This is a genomic window from Hymenobacter duratus (assembly GCF_014698995.1).
Lineage (GTDB): Bacteria > Bacteroidota > Bacteroidia > Cytophagales > Hymenobacteraceae > Hymenobacter > Hymenobacter duratus.
On sequence record NZ_JACWZZ010000001.1, the window covers coordinates 611,116 to 628,499 of the forward strand.

16 protein-coding genes are annotated in these 17,384 nt (G+C 57.6%); 5 read left to right on the forward strand and 11 right to left on the reverse strand.

The features are described 5' to 3' along the window. Nucleotides 1-62 precede the first annotated feature (62 nt). Nucleotides 63-1,079, forward strand: coding sequence for a gliding motility lipoprotein GldB (gldB, locus tag IC231_RS02535; protein WP_190783038.1), 1,017 nt, complete (start codon nucleotides 63-65; stop codon nucleotides 1,077-1,079). A 97-nt stretch (nucleotides 1,080-1,176) separates the two neighbouring features. Continuing rightward, the gene (locus tag IC231_RS02540) at nucleotides 1,177-2,466 is read left to right on the forward strand and encodes a glycosyltransferase family 4 protein (protein WP_190783039.1); all 1,290 of its coding nucleotides are present in this window, start codon (nucleotides 1,177-1,179) and stop codon (nucleotides 2,464-2,466) included. Here the strand turns inward: IC231_RS02540 and nth are convergent. From nth to IC231_RS02560, 4 genes are all read right to left on the reverse strand, one after another. Beyond that, nucleotides 2,460-3,161, reverse strand: coding sequence for an endonuclease III (nth, locus tag IC231_RS02545; RefSeq protein WP_190783040.1), 702 nt, complete (start codon nucleotides 3,159-3,161; stop codon nucleotides 2,460-2,462). The genes IC231_RS02540 and nth overlap by 7 nt on opposite strands. A 110-nt stretch (nucleotides 3,162-3,271) precedes the next feature. Beyond that, nucleotides 3,272-3,502: an anti-sigma factor gene (locus IC231_RS02550; RefSeq protein WP_190783041.1), complete on the reverse strand. Its 231-nt coding sequence runs from the start codon at nucleotides 3,500-3,502 to the stop codon at nucleotides 3,272-3,274. Further along, nucleotides 3,441-4,076, reverse strand: coding sequence for an RNA polymerase sigma factor (locus tag IC231_RS02555; RefSeq protein WP_185887769.1), 636 nt, complete (start codon nucleotides 4,074-4,076; stop codon nucleotides 3,441-3,443). The genes IC231_RS02550 and IC231_RS02555 overlap by 62 nt, the downstream gene beginning before the upstream one ends. Nucleotides 4,077-4,355: 279 nt before the next feature. After that, nucleotides 4,356-4,826 (reverse strand): hypothetical protein, encoded by a 471-nt coding sequence (locus tag IC231_RS02560; protein ID WP_190783042.1) that lies wholly within the window; start codon nucleotides 4,824-4,826, stop codon nucleotides 4,356-4,358. Between the two features lie 105 nt (nucleotides 4,827-4,931). On the opposite strand from IC231_RS02560, the gene IC231_RS02565 reads away from it, so the two are divergent. Beyond that, the gene (locus IC231_RS02565; RefSeq protein ID WP_190783043.1) at nucleotides 4,932-6,212 is read left to right on the forward strand and encodes an MFS transporter; all 1,281 of its coding nucleotides are present in this window, start codon (nucleotides 4,932-4,934) and stop codon (nucleotides 6,210-6,212) included. Between the two features lie 87 nt (nucleotides 6,213-6,299). On the opposite strand, the gene IC231_RS02570 is transcribed toward IC231_RS02565, so the two are convergent. Together IC231_RS02570 and IC231_RS02575 are read right to left on the reverse strand one after the other, a co-directional pair. Next, nucleotides 6,300-7,706, reverse strand: coding sequence for an alpha/beta hydrolase (locus IC231_RS02570; RefSeq protein ID WP_190783044.1), 1,407 nt, complete (start codon nucleotides 7,704-7,706; stop codon nucleotides 6,300-6,302). 64 nt (nucleotides 7,707-7,770) lie between these two features. Next, complete coding sequence (locus IC231_RS02575; RefSeq protein ID WP_190783045.1) at nucleotides 7,771-9,255, reverse strand: alpha/beta hydrolase family protein; 1,485 nt, start codon at nucleotides 9,253-9,255, stop codon at nucleotides 7,771-7,773. Nucleotides 9,256-9,693: 438 nt separating this feature from the next. Here IC231_RS02575 and IC231_RS02580 point away from each other — a divergent pair, with 438 nt between their 5' ends. Beyond that, the gene (locus tag IC231_RS02580; RefSeq protein WP_190783046.1) at nucleotides 9,694-10,689 is read left to right on the forward strand and encodes an aldo/keto reductase; all 996 of its coding nucleotides are present in this window, start codon (nucleotides 9,694-9,696) and stop codon (nucleotides 10,687-10,689) included. Between the two features lie 78 nt (nucleotides 10,690-10,767). On the opposite strand, the gene IC231_RS02585 is transcribed toward IC231_RS02580, so the two are convergent. The 5 genes from IC231_RS02585 to IC231_RS02605 form a co-directional block, all read right to left on the reverse strand. Further along, entirely contained in the window at nucleotides 10,768-11,475 is a 708-nt protein-coding gene (locus IC231_RS02585; protein WP_211538821.1) for a DsbA family oxidoreductase, read from the reverse strand. 136 nt (nucleotides 11,476-11,611) lie between these two features. Beyond that, complete coding sequence (locus IC231_RS02590) at nucleotides 11,612-13,633, reverse strand: LysM peptidoglycan-binding domain-containing protein (protein WP_190783047.1); 2,022 nt, start codon at nucleotides 13,631-13,633, stop codon at nucleotides 11,612-11,614. A gap of 153 nt (nucleotides 13,634-13,786) precedes the next feature. Beyond that, complete coding sequence (gene gatA / locus IC231_RS02595; protein WP_190783048.1) at nucleotides 13,787-15,223, reverse strand: Asp-tRNA(Asn)/Glu-tRNA(Gln) amidotransferase subunit GatA; 1,437 nt, start codon at nucleotides 15,221-15,223, stop codon at nucleotides 13,787-13,789. A gap of 14 nt (nucleotides 15,224-15,237) precedes the next feature. Further along, nucleotides 15,238-15,645: a Sec-independent protein translocase subunit TatA/TatB gene (locus IC231_RS20285; RefSeq protein ID WP_190783049.1), complete on the reverse strand. Its 408-nt coding sequence runs from the start codon at nucleotides 15,643-15,645 to the stop codon at nucleotides 15,238-15,240. An 11-nt stretch (nucleotides 15,646-15,656) separates the two neighbouring features. Continuing rightward, on the reverse strand, nucleotides 15,657-15,878 hold the full coding sequence (locus IC231_RS02605) for a Sec-independent protein translocase subunit TatA/TatB (RefSeq protein ID WP_190783050.1): 222 nt from the start codon (nucleotides 15,876-15,878) through the stop codon (nucleotides 15,657-15,659). Between the two features lie 319 nt (nucleotides 15,879-16,197). On the opposite strand from IC231_RS02605, the gene IC231_RS02610 reads away from it, so the two are divergent. Further along, entirely contained in the window at nucleotides 16,198-17,169 is a 972-nt protein-coding gene (locus IC231_RS02610; RefSeq protein ID WP_190783051.1) for a GAF domain-containing DNA-binding protein, read from the forward strand. Nucleotides 17,170-17,384: the final 215 nt, after the last annotated feature.

Consider the following 17,384-nt stretch of genomic DNA (forward strand, 5'->3'; position numbering starts at 1 on the left):
CGGCGTTTGGTTTTGGCTATTTTCGCCTCAAAGATAGAAGCGTGCCTCACTTTCCCCTGATTATGCGTCCCGTTCCAGCCCTTGTGCTCGGTTTCTGTATGGCCTTATTGGCTGCCTGCGGACAAAGCGAAAAATCCTGTGCGCCGGACCCGGCCGTGGCCAGCGTGTCGGCTCCGGTGCAGCTGGAGCGGCTGGAAAAGCCGTTTTTTCAGATCAGAACGGACGGGGATGCCAGACGTTTTTTGGTGGAGCATCCGCTGTTTGCCAACCAGTTTCTGCAGCGTCGGCAGTTTCCTTCCGACGATATGCTAGCGGCGACCCTTACGCGCCTGGCTACCAACCCCGGCTTGCAGCAGCTCGGACGCCAAACCGACAGCACATTTCAGGACTCCGAAATGCTGAAAAACGGTCTGGAGGGCATGTTCAAGCATATTCGGTATAATTTCCCCGACTTTCGGGTACCTGCGGTCAAGACGTTTGTGTCGGGCCTGAGCCAGGATATGTTTGTGAACGACAGCCTGATGGTGCTGGGGCTGGACTTCTTCGTGGGTGACAAAGCAAAATACCGCCCCAATGTGCCCGAGTATATTCTACGCCGCTACCGCCCGGAATACGTGCTGCCAACCGCCGCGCTGGCCATCAGCAGCAAGTACAACAAGAAGGAACTGACCAACCAGACCATGCTGGGCGAAATGGTGCAGTATGGCAAGTCGCTCTACTTTGCGGAACGGGTGCTGCCCTGCACCGCCGATTCGCTCCTGATTGGCTACACCGATAAGGAACTTCAGGGGGTGTATTTCAACGAAGGCAAGATCTGGGCGCACTTCCTGGACAAAAAACTGCTGTACAATACAGCTCCATTCACGGTGCAGAAATACGTGGGCGAGCGGCCCAATATCCCGGAAATCGATAAGACGTGTCCCGGCCGGATTGGAGCCTGGGTAGGCTGGCAGATTGTGCGCAAGTACATGGCCGAACATCCCAACGTGACGCTGGCCCAGCTTATGGCTGACAAGAACCCGCAGCATATCCTGACGGAGTCGCACTACCGGCCGCGCCCACGCCGGGCCGAACGTTAGAAGGAAAGGCCGCATAAGGCGGTAGAAAGCCGGTTCTACGGGAGTTCTGTAGCTGCGCAGCATCGGCCTACACGGCATCATTCGTAACTGTTCCAACGTGCACATAGCCGTTTTCAGCCAGTACCACACCAATCCGGATTGCCCGGCCACCAGCCGGCACTATTCGCTGTTGGCGCACCTGGCCCGCACGCACCGTATTACGCTGATTACGACACGCACGTGGGAGCGGCAACGGCTTACGCAGCAGTTTCCGTGGTTGCCGGAAGGAGTGGAAATGCGGGCTGCTGAAGTGCCATACGACAACCGAATGGGGGTTGCGCGGCGCGGCCTGGCGTTCGGGCAGTATGCGGCTTATGCAGTGCAGGAAGGCCTGCGGATCGACAAGCCCGATGTCATTTGGGGTATCAGTACGCCCCTGACGGCGGCCTGGGCGGCGGCACGGGTCGCCGGCTGGCGCAAGGTACCGTGGGTGTTCGAAGTGCAGGATCTGTGGCCTTCGTTTCCTGTTGCTATGGGCGCTATACCGAACCACTGGGCGCAGCGGCGCTTGTTTGCGCTAGAAAAGAGCCTGTATAGGAGCGCGCAGCATATTATGGCCCTGTCGCCGGACATGACGCGCTACGTGGAAACCGTTCTGGGAAGCCCGGCTGCTGAATCTCCGTTGGCCCTGCCTGCCAAAGTTACTACAGTACTCAATGGCACCGACTTGGATCTGGCCGCCAGCGCAACTGATGTAGCTGTGGCCGCTTTGCGCCGTGAGCAGGGTTTGGAAGGGTGCAGGGTGGTGCTTTATGCCGGTACGCTGGGCCGCGCCAATGATATCCCGACGCTGCTGGCAGCAGCAGAGCTACTGGCCACCCAGATGCCCAACCTGACATGGCTTTTCCTGGGGCTCGGGTATGATGAGCCGCGGGTGAGGGAGGCCGCTGCCCGCTGCCCGGCTATCCGGCTGGTGCCACCGCAGCCTAGGCACGCTGTATTTAGCTGGTTTCGGCTGGCGGAAGTGTCGGTAGTGTCGTTCCTGGGAATGCCGGTGCTGGATACAAACTCGCCGGCGAAACTCTACGACAGCCTTGCCGTTGGCACGCCCGTCATTGTGACGAACAACGGTTGGACGCGGGACCTAGTGGAAACATACAGTTGTGGTTGGTACTCGCCTCCCAGCGACGCTACGGCTTTGTGCGCACTGCTTGCCAGCCTGCTCGCTGAACCGGCCCAACTGGTAGCGGCAGGCAAGGCCGGGCGCGAGGTGGCGCAGAGTGCCTTTGGCCGCGAAAAGCTGGCCGCAACGGTGCAGAGTATCCTCGAACAAGCCAGTATTCGAACGACCTGCCTTTTGTGCTTCTGTAAGCTGGTTATATACTATGTTGTGCTGAATGGCTATTGATTTCCTGTAATACGGCCGGCCAAATTAGATTTTGCATTCGCTCTCTCCTGCTTGGCAACCACTTCAGCATAATACTTGCACCAGCCACTGAGGGGGCAGGCTGCACATTTGGGCTGGCGGGCCACACAAACGTAGCGGCCGTGCAAGATCAGCCAGTGATGTGCCTTGGGAATAAGGTCCTGTGGAATGTGTTGTACCAGCTCTTTTTCGACTGCCAGCGGCGTAGTAGCCGTGCGAGCTACCAGTCCCAGCCGATGTGAAACCCGGAACACGTGCGTGTCTACGGCCATGGCGGGTTGGTTGTAAATCACTGAAACAACCACGTTGGCCGTCTTGCGTCCTACGCCGGGCAGCCGCTGCAATTCCTCAATGCTGCTAGGTACTTCGCCGCCAAAATCAGCCAGCAGCATGCGGCCAAGGCCGGCCAGGTGCTTGGCTTTGTTATTGGGGTAGGAAACGCTGCGAATGAATGGAAAAATATCGTCGGCGGTAGCTGCCGCCAGCTGCTCGGGCGTCGGGAACTGCTCCAGGAGGGCAGGCATTACCTGGTTCACCCGCTTGTCAGTACACTGCGCGCTTAGCACTACTGCCACAATCAGCTCGTAGGGGTTGCGATAATGCAACTCCGTTTCCGGCTGCGGAAAGTGAGTTGTGAAATACTCCAGAAAGTGGCGGTAACGCTCGGTTTTGCGCATAAGGCAACGGCAAAAGAATATGCACAAATATCCCCCTAAAAACAGCATCCTGCCTAAGCTGTATGAAAACAGCCCGGCAGGATGCAGGAAAAGAGGAGAAGAAGAAGTTTCTACGCTGAGCGTAGAAACGTGCGGGAGTATTGCAGAATGGCCTCGGTGCTGCGTTGGCCAGGTTTGTGGCGCAGGCTGTCGAGGGTGCGTTGGGCCAGGAGCAGGTCGGCGCAGGTGGCCGCCAGTTCGGCGTCGTGCTGCAGGGCTTGCTCTATTTCTTGCTGCTCATCAGCTGGCAATTCGTTGTATACGTACCGGAGCAGTTTCTCGTGGGTAAAGGTTTTGATCATAGAAAACGGGCTGTGCGGCCATTTTTTTCCGCAGGTTAATCAGGGCGTAGCGCATCCGCCCTAGAGCGGTGTTAATGCTTACACCTGTTGCATCAGCAATTTCCTGGAAGCTCATGTCGCCGTAGTGGCGCATCACGAGCACTTCCTTTTGTGCCGCAGGCAGGTCCTGTATTAACTCCCGAAGCCGGGCATAGGTTTCCTCCCGCGTTAGAGCCGCTTCCACTCCCTCTTCGGCGTGCGAAAGAGAGTTGAACGCATGGCTGGCAGTGTCAAGATTGAGTAGGGGACTACGCTTCTCCCGACGGAAAAAATCAATGGCTAAGTTGTGGGCAATCCGGCAGATCCAGGAGGAGAACTTGCCCTCCTCATTGTATCGGCCACCTTTCATGGTGTGAATGGCCTTTATGAATGTGTCCTGCAGCAGGTCTTCGGCCACGTCTTCGTCGCGCACAATCAACATGATTGTCGTGAAAACACGGGCCTTGTGCCGTTCGAGCAAATGCGCGAAGGCCTCTTCATTGCCAGCAATGTAAAGGGATATCAGAGCGGAGTCGCTCGGCTGCATGGTTTCCATAAAGAACTACAGGTTAAGAAACGTAGAGCTTTATGCCATATTGTGCAGTTGCCGTGAAAAAAACTCGAGATGAGCGAATGATGAAGAACCTCTGAACCAAATGTATGTAACTGCCGGACCAATCACAATGCCTGGAATGCTCAAAGTGAATTTTTTTTCAGGCTTTTCAAAACCTTTTCATAGAACATTGACAATTAGAGGTTTTCTATTGTTGACCCCGTTGGTTTTTTTGATAAACCCTTGATTCAGGGGTAGAAAAAGTCGGGTATCTGTAAAGGGCTATACACTTTCATGCTGGTGCCGCCGCGCCAGCCAAGCAGAGGCCAGACCCTCTTTGGTGAAAAGGCGGGCATGACAATGGGCATTTGCCACCAGCGGTGCACCGCTCTCCTGGTCAATAACGGCCAAGTGAACCGGCGAGACAAGAAAGGCTAGATAGATCCGGCCGCCCAAGCGAGGGGCTAGCTGTGGCAAAAATATTTCCAGTACCCAATGGGTGTCGTCTTCAGTGCTGGTGCCACGGCGGCGCAAATCAAGCAGCCAGAAGCGGCAGCGGTGGGGTGCTGCCATTGCCAGGAGCGCCTCGTAGCTCTGTTGCAGCTCAAGTGAAGAAATAGGGCGCAGCCAGCGGGCTAGCAGCACGCGGAGGTCTTCCCGGAAAGTGAGTTCCGCAAAATCGGCGACCTGAACGGATTGGGGCATAATGGTGGGGAAGTCGGCCGGAAATAATAGAGGGCCGGTTTCAATCAATTTTACGAAGAAGCAGCCGGCAAACAAGAGCAGCGCCGCAGAAATACGGGGCTTGCCGATGCGTAGCCTCTACCTTTGCCGCTTCTTCGCCTGCGACACACTTCTATGCCCGATTCTTCTGTTCCGCGCCACGACTCGTATGCCGCATTACGCCTGCCGGACTTTCGTCGTCTGATTTCGGCGCGGATATTCCTGACTATTGCTACGCGCATTCAGGGCCTAGTCGTCAGCTGGCAGATATTCAAGCTGACCAATGATCCGCTGGCTCTGGGTCTGATTGGGTTGGCGGAGGCTATTCCTAGTATCACAGTGTCGCTGTATGCCGGGCATGTTGCCGATTCGGTGCGGCGCAAGAACATTATTGTGGCTGCGGTAGGAGTGCTGGTGCTGTGTGCAGCCGCGCTATGGTTCTTTGCTTCGCCAGCTGGCATTGGGCTGCTGGCAAAAGAGTCGTTTTATACGCTGCCACTCTACAGTGTAATATTTTTGAGTGGCATTGCGCGCGGCTTTCTGGGGCCGGCGCTATTCTCATTTATGCCGCAGTTACTACCCTCCCGCGACAAGCTAGCCAATGCCGTGACTTGGAACAGCACAACGTACCAGGCTGCCTCCGTCATGGGGCCGGCAATAGGGGGCTACCTGATTGCGCACTTAGGCGTGGCTGCTTCTTACACGGTGTCTTCGGTGCTGCTGGGCCTGGCACTACTGCAGTTTCTGCAGATTGCGTCACGGCCGCTGCCGCCGCTGGAGGGAGAGAAGCTGGGCCTGAAAGACAGTGTGCTGAGTGGGCTGCAGTTTATCTTTCAGAATCAACTCGTGTTGGCCGCTTTGTCGCTCGACCTGTTTGCGGTGCTGTTTGGCGGAGCTGTGGCGCTGCTGCCGGTGTTTGCGGTGGATATTCTGAAAGTAGGGGCCGCCGGGCTGGGTCATCTGGAATCGGCACCGGCGGTAGGTTCGGTTCTGATGGCAGTGTTCCTGACCTACTTCCCGCTCAAGCGCCACGCAGGCCGCAAGCTGCTGTGGGCAGTGGCCGGCTTCGGGGTAGCGACTATCCTGTTTGCCCTGTCTACCAGCTTCTGGCTTTCACTTTTCCTGCTTTTCATGACGGGCGTCTTCGATTCGGTTTCCGTTATCGTGCGCTCCACACTGCTGCACACCTATACGCCGGAGTACATGAAAGGCCGGGTTTCAGCCGTGAACAACATCTTCATTGGCTCCAGCAACGAAATCGGCTCGTTCGAGTCGGGAGCAGCGGCGCGGTTGTTGGGCGTGGTGCGTTCCGTCGTGTTTGGCGGAGGCATGACCATTCTGGTAGTGGGCATCACGGCCTGGCGCGCCGACAAATTGCGCCGGCTTGATATGACTCCAGAGAAGGTGAATGCCTAGCAGCGTAAGCGTAATAGGTGCTAGAGTGCAGACAAAAGCGGCCTGCCCAGCATTGGGCTGAGTAGGCCGCTTTTGTTTTGTGGTCAGTTAGCGCTTAGTGTGGCTGGCTATCCAGTTACCAATGAGTTGCAGTGCTGCGGGGGAAATGGTTTCATCCAACTGGCCGTACTCCGATGGCAACCCCGTTGTAGCAGTCTGCAGCAGGTGGTTTAGCCCATCAAGCTGCTGAATAGTCACGTCGCGGTTGCCGCCCGCCTTCAGGCCTTTCTCAATAGCGGGCAAGTTCAGGTCAGCGGCAACCTGCAAATCTTTGCTGCCATTGAGGGCCAATACCGGCACTTTTACCTTCGCCAGTTCGGGCTGTGGATTGAGAGTTAGGAAATACCGATACCAAGGGGCCGTCATTTGGGATGCCATGGCTGTGAGGGCTGATTCCGTAACGCCGGGGCTGGCCTGTTTCAGCAAAGGCACCACCTTGGATATAGCAGGCGGGTTGTCGGGAGTGGTGGTGATAATCTGTAGAACCTGCTGCTGGGTGCGGCGCAACTGCTGCAGGCGGGCAGTGTCGAGGCCAGCCGTACGCAACAGGTCAGCCTGTTGGCGAATCAGCAGTTCGGTGCCGCTCACGCCCACGCCGGCCAGCGACACAATAAAGGCGGGCGGCGCAGGCTGAGCACCTGCCAGCAACGCAATAGTCCCCCCCTCACTGTGCCCAAGCATACCCACCCGCTTCGGCTGAATGCCGGGTTGAGTACGCAGGAACTGCAGCGCTGCCTGCGCATCGGTCAGGAAGTCGGCGGTGGTAGCCGTTGCATACGTGCCGCCTGATTTGCCCACGCCCCGGTCGTCGTAGCGCAGTACGGCAACGCCCCGGCGCGTGAGGTAGTCGGCTAATACCAGGAACGGCCGGTGGCCCATGAGAGCCTCGTCCCGGTCCTGGGGACCCGACCCTGAAACCAGCACTACCGCCGGAAAAGGGCCTTTACCAGCGGGTAGTGTGAGGGTGCCGGCCAGCTGCTGGCCGCTTCGAGGGTTCTGAAAACTGACTTCCTGCTCTCTGTAGGGGAGAGGAGCCAGCGGGTCCTGCGGGCGCTTGGGTGGGGGCGGTGGGGCGGGCAGGCCCCGGGTCAGCGTCAGATTCCATTTTTCCCCGTTCTGCTTCCAAAGGCCTACGAGTTGCTGGCCATCGGCAGAGAGCTTGGCAGCGTAGCGCAGCCCCAGGAAATCGGAAAGCAGTATCAGACTGTCTCCCTGCATTTCTGCGCCGGAGAAGGCCATATCGGTCACTTTTTGCTGCGGCACGCTCAGCGCAGCAATACGCGGCCCGTTCGGGGGCTCACTGATGTTGATGATGAGCTGCGCCGGGTTCGGCGTTTCCAGAATACCATTCCAGGGCCCCGCAACCGACTTTGAACTTTGGGCATTAGCACCAACGCTGCCACTCAGGAGCAGGGCGCAAAGCAGAGCCTGCACTCCTGAAAAAATACGTTTCATCTGCTCGGAATTAGAGGTCGGCAATCAGAAACGCAAGTATACGGCAACCTGTGGAGTCTGCGGGCTAGCGGCTGGCTTGCTGTTGCGCGGCAGCCCGAGGCTTCCGAGGGGCCTTGGCCGGCTTGGCCGGTGCTGCACGCTTCACTGTGACGGGTAGCGCATTGGGCTGGGTAGTGCGTTTGGCAATCCATTCGCGCATAACATCCAGCGCCTTCGGCGAGAAGGTAGGCTGTTGCTCTCCGTTCACAATGGCCCACTCTTCCATTTTAGGCTGTAGCCAGTGGTTCACGCCGGGCAGGCGGCGTGTGGTCACGTCGCGGTTGGCGCGCAGCCCTTTGCGCAGCATGGCAAGGTTGTTCGTGGCTTCCACCTGCAGGTCATCGGCCCCGTTAATGGCCAACACGGGGCACTTCACATCCGGCAGCTTGCGCATAGGCTCAAAATCGATGAAGTAGCGTGACCAAGGCGACGTAAGCTGCACCGCTCGGGCCCGCGCCATGTGCGGGTCGAGGTCGGTGTTGCTCATGCGAAGCGTAGCCGCCACTTTGCCGCGTGCCTGTGCATCGTTAGGGGTCTGCCGGATAATATCAATCATATCGGCGTGCAACTCCATAGAAGCCTTGACCTGCGCCGGACTGGCGCCGATAAGACGCATAATCTCCAACTGCTGCCGGGTAAGAACGTGGCGGCCTGGCAAGCCATAGCCGGCCATCGACACGACAAAAGCCGGTTTGGCGGGGCCCGCATCGGCGGCGGCCAGCAGGGCTACGTTGGCACCTTCTCCGTGCCCGATGAACCCTATTTCTTGCGGATTGATAAGCTCACGACCGCGCAAAAAGGCCATTGCAGCCTGCGCATCGCCTACCAAATCCTGCGTGGTAGCTGTGAGGTAAATGCCCTGCGACTTGCCGGTACCCCGGTCGTCGAAGCGCAGCACGGCAATGCCCCGGCGCGTCAGGTAGTCGCCTAGGATACTGAACATGCGGTATTCCTGCTCGCCGGCGTCACGGTCCTGCGGCCCAGAGTCGGAAACCAGCACAACGGCCGGGAAAGGCCCCGGACCGGCCGGCACCGTGAGCATGCCGCTCAAACGCAGCCGGGCAGTGGGATTGGTGAAGCTGATTTCGTCTTCCCGGTAAGGAGGAGTGAGGCGAACTTTACCAGCGGCCATTTCCGAAGACTTAGCCCGTTGCAACTGCAGGGGGCCACTCAGGCCGGGCTGCTTCCAGTTGCCGGAAAGCAAGGCCCCGTTATTCTGGATCTTACCAACAAAACTGCTGCCCGCCTGCTCGATTTCCAGGCTAAGCTCATTGCCTTTCACCGTCACTTCCACCGGCATGCGGTAGATACGCTGCTGCGGCACATCAAGGGCCGCGTAGTAGCCACCATTGGTGAGCGGAATGATGGTTATGATCAGCTCAAGCTGGCCGCCCGGTACTTTCAACGGGCCACGCCACTGGCCGTTCAGGACCGGGCCATCGGCGGCAAAAACCTGAGTAGTGAAAAGGAATGCACAAAACAGGAAAAGAGCGTATAAACTTTTCTTCATAAAGTTACAAACAGAAAGCCTTTCAGAATGCCTATATACGGGGAAGGCACGGAAAGTATCAAAACCAAAGGTAGTTCAATCAATTATTTTTTGCCCAGGTTTAACTTGGCGTATACACAGGATGGTGGGGATGCTAAATAGTAGCAAACTGGGCTTGCCTCCTGTTGGCTTGCCGATGGTGCCTGTGGACTATCACGCCAACGCTTGGGGAAGGATTCGAACCAGAAGTTCTTTCTACCTGTCGTTACGGCTCCGCCTGTTTGAGCCGGCGGCTTCTCCGCTGTAGAACCAGCGCCTGACCAACGAACGGCTGCGAAGGCTACATTTTGGCTTTGACAAAGTGCCACAGGACAGATTTCCGGAACCTTATCCGGCTAACTGGCTTATACCTCTCTTCGCAGGCTGGCAACGGAGCCAGCTCTGCAGTAGACAGACGTTATGGAGTACACAGAGCTAGGAAATTCCGGGGTGCATGTTTCACGCATTGCTTTTGGCAGCTGGGCTGCCGGTGGCTGGATGTGGGGCGGTACCGAGCAGAATGATGCCGTAGGGGCTATTCGGGCCTCTTTCGAGCTGGGTGTGACCAGCATTGACACCGCCCCTATTTATGGACAGGGGCTGAGTGAGCAGATTGTGGGCGAGGCCATCAAAGGTCTTCCGCGCGACAAAGTACAGCTGCTAACCAAGTTCGGGATGCGGTGGGACCTGGCAAAAGGCGACTTCGCCATGAAGACCAAGAACAACGACGGCCAAGATATCGACGTGTATAAGTATGCCGCGCCAGAAAGCATCATCAAGGAGTGCGAAGACAGCCTGCGCCGCCTCGGCACCGACTACGTTGACCTGTACCAGATTCATTGGCCCGACAAAACCACGCCCATCCCGGAAACTATGGAGGCCGTACTTCGGCTGGTGGAGCAGGGCAAAGTCCGCGCTGTGGGCGTAAGCAACTATTCGGTGGAACAGATGCAGGAAGCAGAAAAGGTGCTGCCGTTGGCTTCCAACCAGGTGCCCTATAGCATGGTGCGGCGTGATATTGAAAAGAACTTGGTGCCATACACCCTGGCACATCACAAGGCCATCCTGGCGTACAGCCCAATGCAGCTGGGCCTGCTTACCGGCAAGATTAAGCCAGGGCAGGTATTTGAAGAAAGTGACTTACGTGCCAAGCATCCGCTGTTTGCCTCTGAAAACGTGGCGCGTGTAAATGCGTTTCTGAGCAAAATCCGGCCAATGGCAGAGAGCAAAAATGCCACGCTTGGCCAGTTGGTGCTGCGCTGGACGCTGGCGCAACCGGGTATTTCGGTGGTGCTGGCAGGAGCCCGCAACCCAGAGCAAGCTGTGCAGAACGCGCGTGCCATTGACGTAGAACTCTCCCCGCAGGAAGTAGAGTTCATCAGCCAGCAGCTGGAGCAAATGCCGCAACCAGCTTAACATACCAAGTGCTTTTACCGCACAGAAAACGGCCGCCTCATTGCTGAAACGGCCGTTTTCTGTGTGATAAGGCAGTGGCTAGCAATTGCCATCAATGTCGCAGGCGGCGCCTTCGGTACCGGTAAGTTCTACGGGCTGGGGCCGCGCCTCTTCCCAGACCCGCGCCAGCACTTCCGCAAACATTTCGGAGGGCTGGGCCCCCGAAACGGCGTACTTATCATCGAAGACGAAATAAGGCACGCCCCGCACGCCAATCTGCCGGGCCTGGTATTCGTCGTGGCGCACTTCCTGCGCAAATGCATCGGCGGCCAGTACCTTTTCCGCTTGGTCGTTGGGGATACCTAACTCCTGCGCTAGGCTGATGAGCGTGCCTACCTCGTTGAGGTCTTGGCCTTCTTCTAGATAGGCTTTGAACAGACGCTCCTTAGCAGCATCCTGTAGGCCATGTTGTGCCGCCAAGTGTACCAACTGGTGTGCTCGGAAGGTGTTGGCCGGCACCGCATGGTCGAAGTCGAAAGCTAGGCCTTCTTCAGCGGCCATCTGGGTCATGTTGGCGCTCATCTGCCGGGCCCAGTCCTCGGTTTTGCCATACTTGGCTGCGAGGCGCTTGTACTGATTTTCGCCTGGCGTTGGGTTAGCCTCCGGATCCAGTTCGAAGCTGCGCCATTTGATTTCAATGGCATCTGCGTGGGGAAAGCCGGCCAGGGCCTTTTCGAGGCGCCGCTTGCCGATATAGCAAAACGGGCAAACGATATCAGACCAGATTTCTATGGGTATCTTTTTCATGAGTAGAGTCGATGGAAGGGAAGCAACCTGCTCCGGCGCCTATAACCATTGTGCCAATGCCCCGGTTTCGCCGAATGCAAAATTGCCGGCCCGGATATTCCGGAACCGGCAACTGTGCTACCAATCTTGAGTTGAATTAGCGAGCCACAATCAGCTTCTGCCCGGGCTTCACTTCATCCGACGTCAGGTTGTTGAGGCGACGGAGTTGTTCTACCGTTACGCCCTGGTAGCGGCGTGAGATGTTGTAGAGAGTATCTCCCTTCTGCACCATGTGCACTTTGTGGTCGGCAACGGCTGGTGCCGGCGCGGGCCGGGCCGCTACGGCGACACTGGCTTTTTCGGGAGTACGGGCTTTTCTAGCCGGTGCTTCTGCCACCGGCGCTTCCTCGTCGGCAGGAGCACGCAGCACCAGCTTCTGACCGGGCACTACCTTTTCCGAGCCCAGCTCATTCCAGTCCATAAGCTGAGTGGCTGTCAGGCCTCGCTTTTCGGCAATCTTCGCCAGATTATCACCGCGCCGAACCACATAGAAACCCGGCAGGCTGTCGTCGGGAGCCGTCAGGGTGGCGGCTGTGGCGGCAGTAGCCGCGGCTTCCTCGCTGATAGCGCGCGGATTGCGGCTTAGAATGGCACTCCTGACGGGTTCTGCCGCCGCTACCACTTCCTCTATTGCAGTAGGCACAGCGTGTTTGTCCGGCTGAGGCGAAGGAGAAGTTGCAGAAGCGGTTTTTACAGGAAATGAAGGGAGGCGGGCAGGAGTAGTCGGCTTACGCGCTGCAGCAACAGCAGGCGCGGCGGCCGGCACAGCTACCGGCACAAATACCACCAGTTGTTTGCCCGGAACCAGTGGCCGGCCTTGGCGCAGAGCGTTCCAGCGGGCCAACTGGGCCGTACTAACATCGTAACGCCCGGCTACGGCAGCGGCTGTTTCGCCTCGTCGTACGGTGTGCCGCAAGCGCCGAAACCGTGGAGCCGGAGTGGCATCTTCTTCGCGTGGTGTGCCGTTGGCGGCCATCGTACGCGCCGGAAATGCTTCTACTCCCTGCAGGCGGGCCATCAGCGGAGCCAGCGGGCTGGGTATATCCGTGCGCGGACGACAATAGTCAAACAGAGTGCTTCGGTCTACCATGGCCAGCTGTGGGCGGGCTGTGGCGGGCACCTGCACGGCATAGCTGCGGTAGCCTTCCGGCAGCCAGCTGCGTTTCAGCTCGGGGTTGTAGCGTAGCAGGGCGGAGGAGTCGGCGAAGCCGCAGGCTTGGCTGAGCCGGTGCAGGTCGAGGGCGCGGCCGCCTACCTGGAGCGTATCCATTACTTCGGCGTACCGGTAATTCAGCTCCGGCGAGTGCAGGTTGTGGGCCTGCGCGTACTTCATAGAGTACATGATGGCCGTAAAAGTAGGCACGTAGTTGCGCGTCTCCTTCGGCAGATGTGGATACAGGTCCCAGAATGTTTTCTTGCCAGTGCGCCGCATGGCCCGCTGCATGCTGCCCGCTCCCCAGTTGTAGGCGGCCAGCACCAGCTCCCAGTCGTGAAAAACGCCGTAGAGGTAGCGCAGATGCTTGCAAGCGGCTTCCGTGGCCTTTTCCGGATTCATCCGCTCATCTACCCATTCGTCGCGGCGTAGACGCAGGTCGCCGGCCGTAGGGCCCATGAACTGCCATAAGCCGGTGGCGCCCACGTGCGACTTGGCCGTTGGAATCAGCGCCGATTCTACAACCGCCAGGTATTTGAGGTCTACGGGCAGGTTGTATTTGGCGAGGTATTTCTCAAACAGCGGAAAATACAGGTTCTCTCGCTCCAGTACCCGCTGCATGTACTTCCGGTTACGCTCCGTAAAATACAGCACAAACGGCATCACTGCCGGATTGAAGGCGTGCGGAGCGTCGGTTTCAAAGCAGTTGATACGGTCGCCTACCAGGTCGCGCAGTTCTGGGGGCGTCTGCATCCAAACCAGCTTGGCCGAATCCAGCGGCACGGGCGCCTCTACCAGCGAGTCGGGCAGCAGCTGCAGGTCCACTACCTGTGTGGTGTCATCGGCACCGGATGGCCTGGGAGCTTCCGGCAGCCTTTCGGGCAGCGTTTGGGCCCATGCAGCCGGCGCCAGAGTAGCACTCAGGAGGCTACTGCCTATTACAACACGGAACAGTTTTTTCTTCATTCGCTTGGCCGGGTTATCGTGTTATAAAACGAAAGGCCCTGATTCAAATCGGGTTAAATATACTCAGCACAAGTACAACTCCAAGGTAAAAGCCAAAACGACGAGCGGTAACTGCCGCTCGTCGTTTTGGCTTTTACTCTGAAAACAGCCTGTTTATGCAGGAGTCAGAGTTTCAGTCAAGGAGTTGGCGAAAGCCAGCAGGTGCTCCTCGCGGAACGCGCCGCTTATAACCTGCAGCCCAATCGGCAGCCCTTGCGAGTCGTGGCCGGCGGGCACCGACACGGCCGGTACGCCAGCCAGTGAGGCCTGCACCGTAAATATATCGGCCAGATACATGGCCAGGGTGTCTTTGTTCACCTCCCCAATACGGAAGGCCGTGGTAGGCGCGGTTGGCAACACCAGAAAATCGTACTGGCGCAGCAATTCGTCGGTTTTGTCCTTGATGAGGCGGCGTACCTGCTGCGCTTTGGTGTAGTACGCGTCGTAATAATCAGCTGACAGCACGAAGGTGCCCAGCAGAATACGGCGCTGCACTTCCGGCCCAAAACCCTGCGAGCGGGTCTTTTTGTAGAGTGAAGCCAGGTCAGTAGCATCCGGAGCCCGATAGCCGTACTTCACACCATCGAAGCGGCTCAGGTTGGAGCTGGCTTCGGCGGTGGTCAGGATGTAATAGGTAGGCACCATGTAGTCGAGGTAAGGGAAATCTACCGCGTCTACCACATGGCCCTGGCCGCGTAGCTCTTCCAGCTTACGTTCCAGCGCCTCCTTTATCTCCGGGTCGAGGCCGGGGCGCTCCACCGCGTCGCGGATGTAGCCGATGCGGTAATGAGGCGCCGGCTCCAGCAGCTGGCTGTAAGCGGGCACATCACGCTGGCTGGCCGTGCTATCGAAGTTATCGGCGCCGGCCATTACTTCCAGCAGCAGCGCAGCATCCTCTACGGAGCGGGTAAGGGTACCAATCTGATCAAACGACGAGGCATAGGCAACCAGACCGTAGCGGGAAATCCGTGAGTACGTAGGCTTAAAACCGACAATACCACAGAACGCCGCCGGCTGCCGCACCGAGCCGCCGGTGTCCGAGCCAATCGAAGCCAGGCACATATCGGCTTGCACCGCCACGGCCGAACCACCCGAAGAACCACCCGAAACCCGCTCTTCGTCCAGCGCATTGCGCACCGGCCCAAAATAAGATGTTTCGTTTGAAGCGCCCATCGCAAACTCGTCGCAGTTCTGGCGTCCAATGAAGATGGCGTCCTCATCCAGCAGCCGCTGTACTGCCGAAGCGGTGTACAGCGACTTGAAGCCGTCCAGAATGTGGCTGCTGCTTTGCAGCGCGTGGTCTTTGTAGGCCAGCACATCCTTCAGCCCGATAACCATACCGGCCAGCTTGCCGGCCGTGCCGGCCGCCAGTTTAGCATCTATGGCATCAGCCTGGGCACGTGCTTCATCGGGCCATACTTCCAGAAAAGCGTTGAGGCGGCCGTTCTGCCGCTCAATGTTGTCCAGATAATACTCCACGAGCTGACGGCAGGTCGTGGTGCCTGCCGTCAGCTCGTGGCGAACTTCCGTGAGAGAATGAAAGCGTCTCAAATCGAATAAATCAGTTAGGACATTTGGTCAAGACGGGGGCGCTCGGCTGAGGGCGTTACCGGGGGCGTGATGCCGCCATCTATCGGAGGCGCTACCGGCGGAACATAGGCAGTGCCGGGCGAAACCGGGGCGGCGTCAGAAGGCGCGTAAGCGTCGTCGGGCAGGGGCTGGGGCGCCGCCTCGGGGGCCGGTGCCACATAGTTCTGGTTGAACTGCTGCTGATAAGGCTGCTGAGGCTGGCCGGCGTTTTCAAATTCGCTGCGAATCTCGCGGGAAGCGTCTTTGAACTCCCGGATGCCTTTGCCAAGGCCACGGGCCAACTCAGGAATCTTGTTGGCCCCAAAGAAGATGAGAATGACGACCAGGATGAGGATCAGCTCACTACCCCCGATGTCGCCAATAAAAAGAAGTGGCGTTTGCATGATGCGGGGCGTTATGCGCGAGGCTGGTTGGAGTCGTTGGGGTTAACCGGACGGTCGCGAAACTCCGGCTTTTCCTCCTTGGAGGCGTCCTTGAACTCGCGGATGCCCTGGCCCATGCCCCGGAACAGCTCTGGGATACGCTTGGCACCAAACAACAAAATAATGGCAACAACAATCAGCAGAATCTCGGTCGTACCGAAATTGCCGATCAGGAAAAGCGAGGAAAGTAACATACTGGGGAGGGCGTGTAGCCCGGTTGGGAGTTGAAAGCCTAGTGTACGCATACGCACATACAATAGGATTGGTAAAGGTACCTCATAATTTTAAAAAAAGTGCCCGGCGCACCCGTGAAGACTTGCCCGGCAACTCGGGCCAAACGAATTCAACTCCTATCTTTATAGACAAATGTTCGTCGGTAAAATAGGCTTATTCAACAGAGTATAGCCTTTGCTGGGCGCGTGAAAAAGCAAGTTCGTCGTTTAGTTGTTTCCTTGTCTGCCGGAGCGGTGCGCTTGCTATCCAGTGTTCCGGTTTCCTTCCCTCTTCTGCTCTATGCCAAAGTCGACATCAGTTAAAGTATCACCGGAAGTGGAAAACAGCCTTGGCTTTCCAAAACATGCACTTCACACGAAAGAGGCGGAGCGGCTGGAAGCGCTACGCAACTATCAAATTCTGGATACGCCATCTGAGGCTGCCTTCGACAACCTAGTGCGGCTGGCCGCCTATATCTGTGGCACGCCCCTGTCGATGATGTCGTTTATCGATGATAAACGGCAATGGATAAAAGCTTGCAACGTAGAGTTTGACATCAAAGAAACCGACCGGAATTTCACGTTTTGCCAGTATGCCTTGCAGGTAGATGACGTCTTCGAAGTGCCTGATGCCCGGAAGGACCCCATTTTTCAGCATTACCCAACGGTGATAAATGATCCGAACGTACGCTTCTATGCCGGCGCGCCCCTGATTACGCCGGAAGGCCAGGCACTGGGCACGATTTGCACTATTGATACGGAGCCTCGCCAGCTGACGGCCCAGCAACGCGACGCGCTACGCATTCTGGCGAAGGAGGTAGTAGCGCATCTGGAGCTACGCCGCGCCCGTTTGCAACTGGAGCAGGAAAGCCAGAAACTGGACGGACTGATCCGGCTGGCCAACGACGCGGCGCAATCCATGTTTATGGGCAGCCGCAACGAAATATTCGTGAAGCAGGAGCACCGCCTGATTCGCGTGCATACCGAAGACATTCGGTACGTAGAAGCCTTGGGCGACTACGTAAACATCTATACCTCGCGGGAACGGTATACAGTGTACAGCACCATGAAAGAGCTGGAAACGAAGCTGCCGGTCCGCGAATTTGCCCGCATTCACCGAAAGTATATCGTCTGTCTGGATCGGATTATGGCTATCGAAGGCGACTCGGTGCAGGTGGACGTAGGCCGGCCGCAAGACCGTCAGGCCCCCACTCTCATTCCTATCGGCAATTCCTACAAAGCCATTCTGCTGAGCCGCCTGAACCTGATTTAATGCCGGTTGCGGAACTGGAATGAGAAAAGCCGGCCGTTCAGCGTGAAAAATCCGGCTTTCACCGAATTTTCACGCGGGGTGGCCAGGCAACTCCCTATATTTCGGCATGTTATCGGTGGGCTCCTGCCTTGCTGTGGGCCAGCTTCGTCTGGTTCGGTAAGCAGGGAATCCTGATAGCTAAGTTTGTTTTCATAGCTCAGAAAGACACCGTACCG

Bases quoted from the DNA above. Each gene is read 5' to 3' on its own strand.
- gldB (WP_190783038.1), top strand. From the start codon at position 63: ATGCGTCCCGTTCCAGCCCTTGTGCTCGGTTTCTGTATGGCCTTATTG.
- nth (WP_190783040.1), bottom strand. From the start codon at position 3,161: ATGCGCAAAACCGAGCGTTACCGCCACTTTCTGGAGTATTTCACAACT.
- IC231_RS02550 (WP_190783041.1), bottom strand. From the start codon at position 3,502: ATGATCAAAACCTTTACCCACGAGAAACTGCTCCGGTACGTATACAAC.
- IC231_RS02555 (WP_185887769.1), bottom strand. From the start codon at position 4,076: ATGGAAACCATGCAGCCGAGCGACTCCGCTCTGATATCCCTTTACATT.
- IC231_RS02565 (WP_190783043.1), top strand. From the start codon at position 4,932: ATGCCCGATTCTTCTGTTCCGCGCCACGACTCGTATGCCGCATTACGC.
- IC231_RS02570 (WP_190783044.1), bottom strand. From the start codon at position 7,706: ATGAAACGTATTTTTTCAGGAGTGCAGGCTCTGCTTTGCGCCCTGCTC.
- IC231_RS02575 (WP_190783045.1), bottom strand. From the start codon at position 9,255: ATGAAGAAAAGTTTATACGCTCTTTTCCTGTTTTGTGCATTCCTTTTC.
- IC231_RS02580 (WP_190783046.1), top strand. From the start codon at position 9,694: ATGGAGTACACAGAGCTAGGAAATTCCGGGGTGCATGTTTCACGCATT.
- IC231_RS02585 (WP_211538821.1), bottom strand. From the start codon at position 11,475: ATGAAAAAGATACCCATAGAAATCTGGTCTGATATCGTTTGCCCGTTT.
- IC231_RS02590 (WP_190783047.1), bottom strand. From the start codon at position 13,633: ATGAAGAAAAAACTGTTCCGTGTTGTAATAGGCAGTAGCCTCCTGAGT.
- IC231_RS20285 (WP_190783049.1), bottom strand. From the start codon at position 15,645: ATGCAAACGCCACTTCTTTTTATTGGCGACATCGGGGGTAGTGAGCTG.
- IC231_RS02605 (WP_190783050.1), bottom strand. From the start codon at position 15,878: ATGTTACTTTCCTCGCTTTTCCTGATCGGCAATTTCGGTACGACCGAG.
- IC231_RS02610 (WP_190783051.1), top strand. From the start codon at position 16,198: ATGCCAAAGTCGACATCAGTTAAAGTATCACCGGAAGTGGAAAACAGC.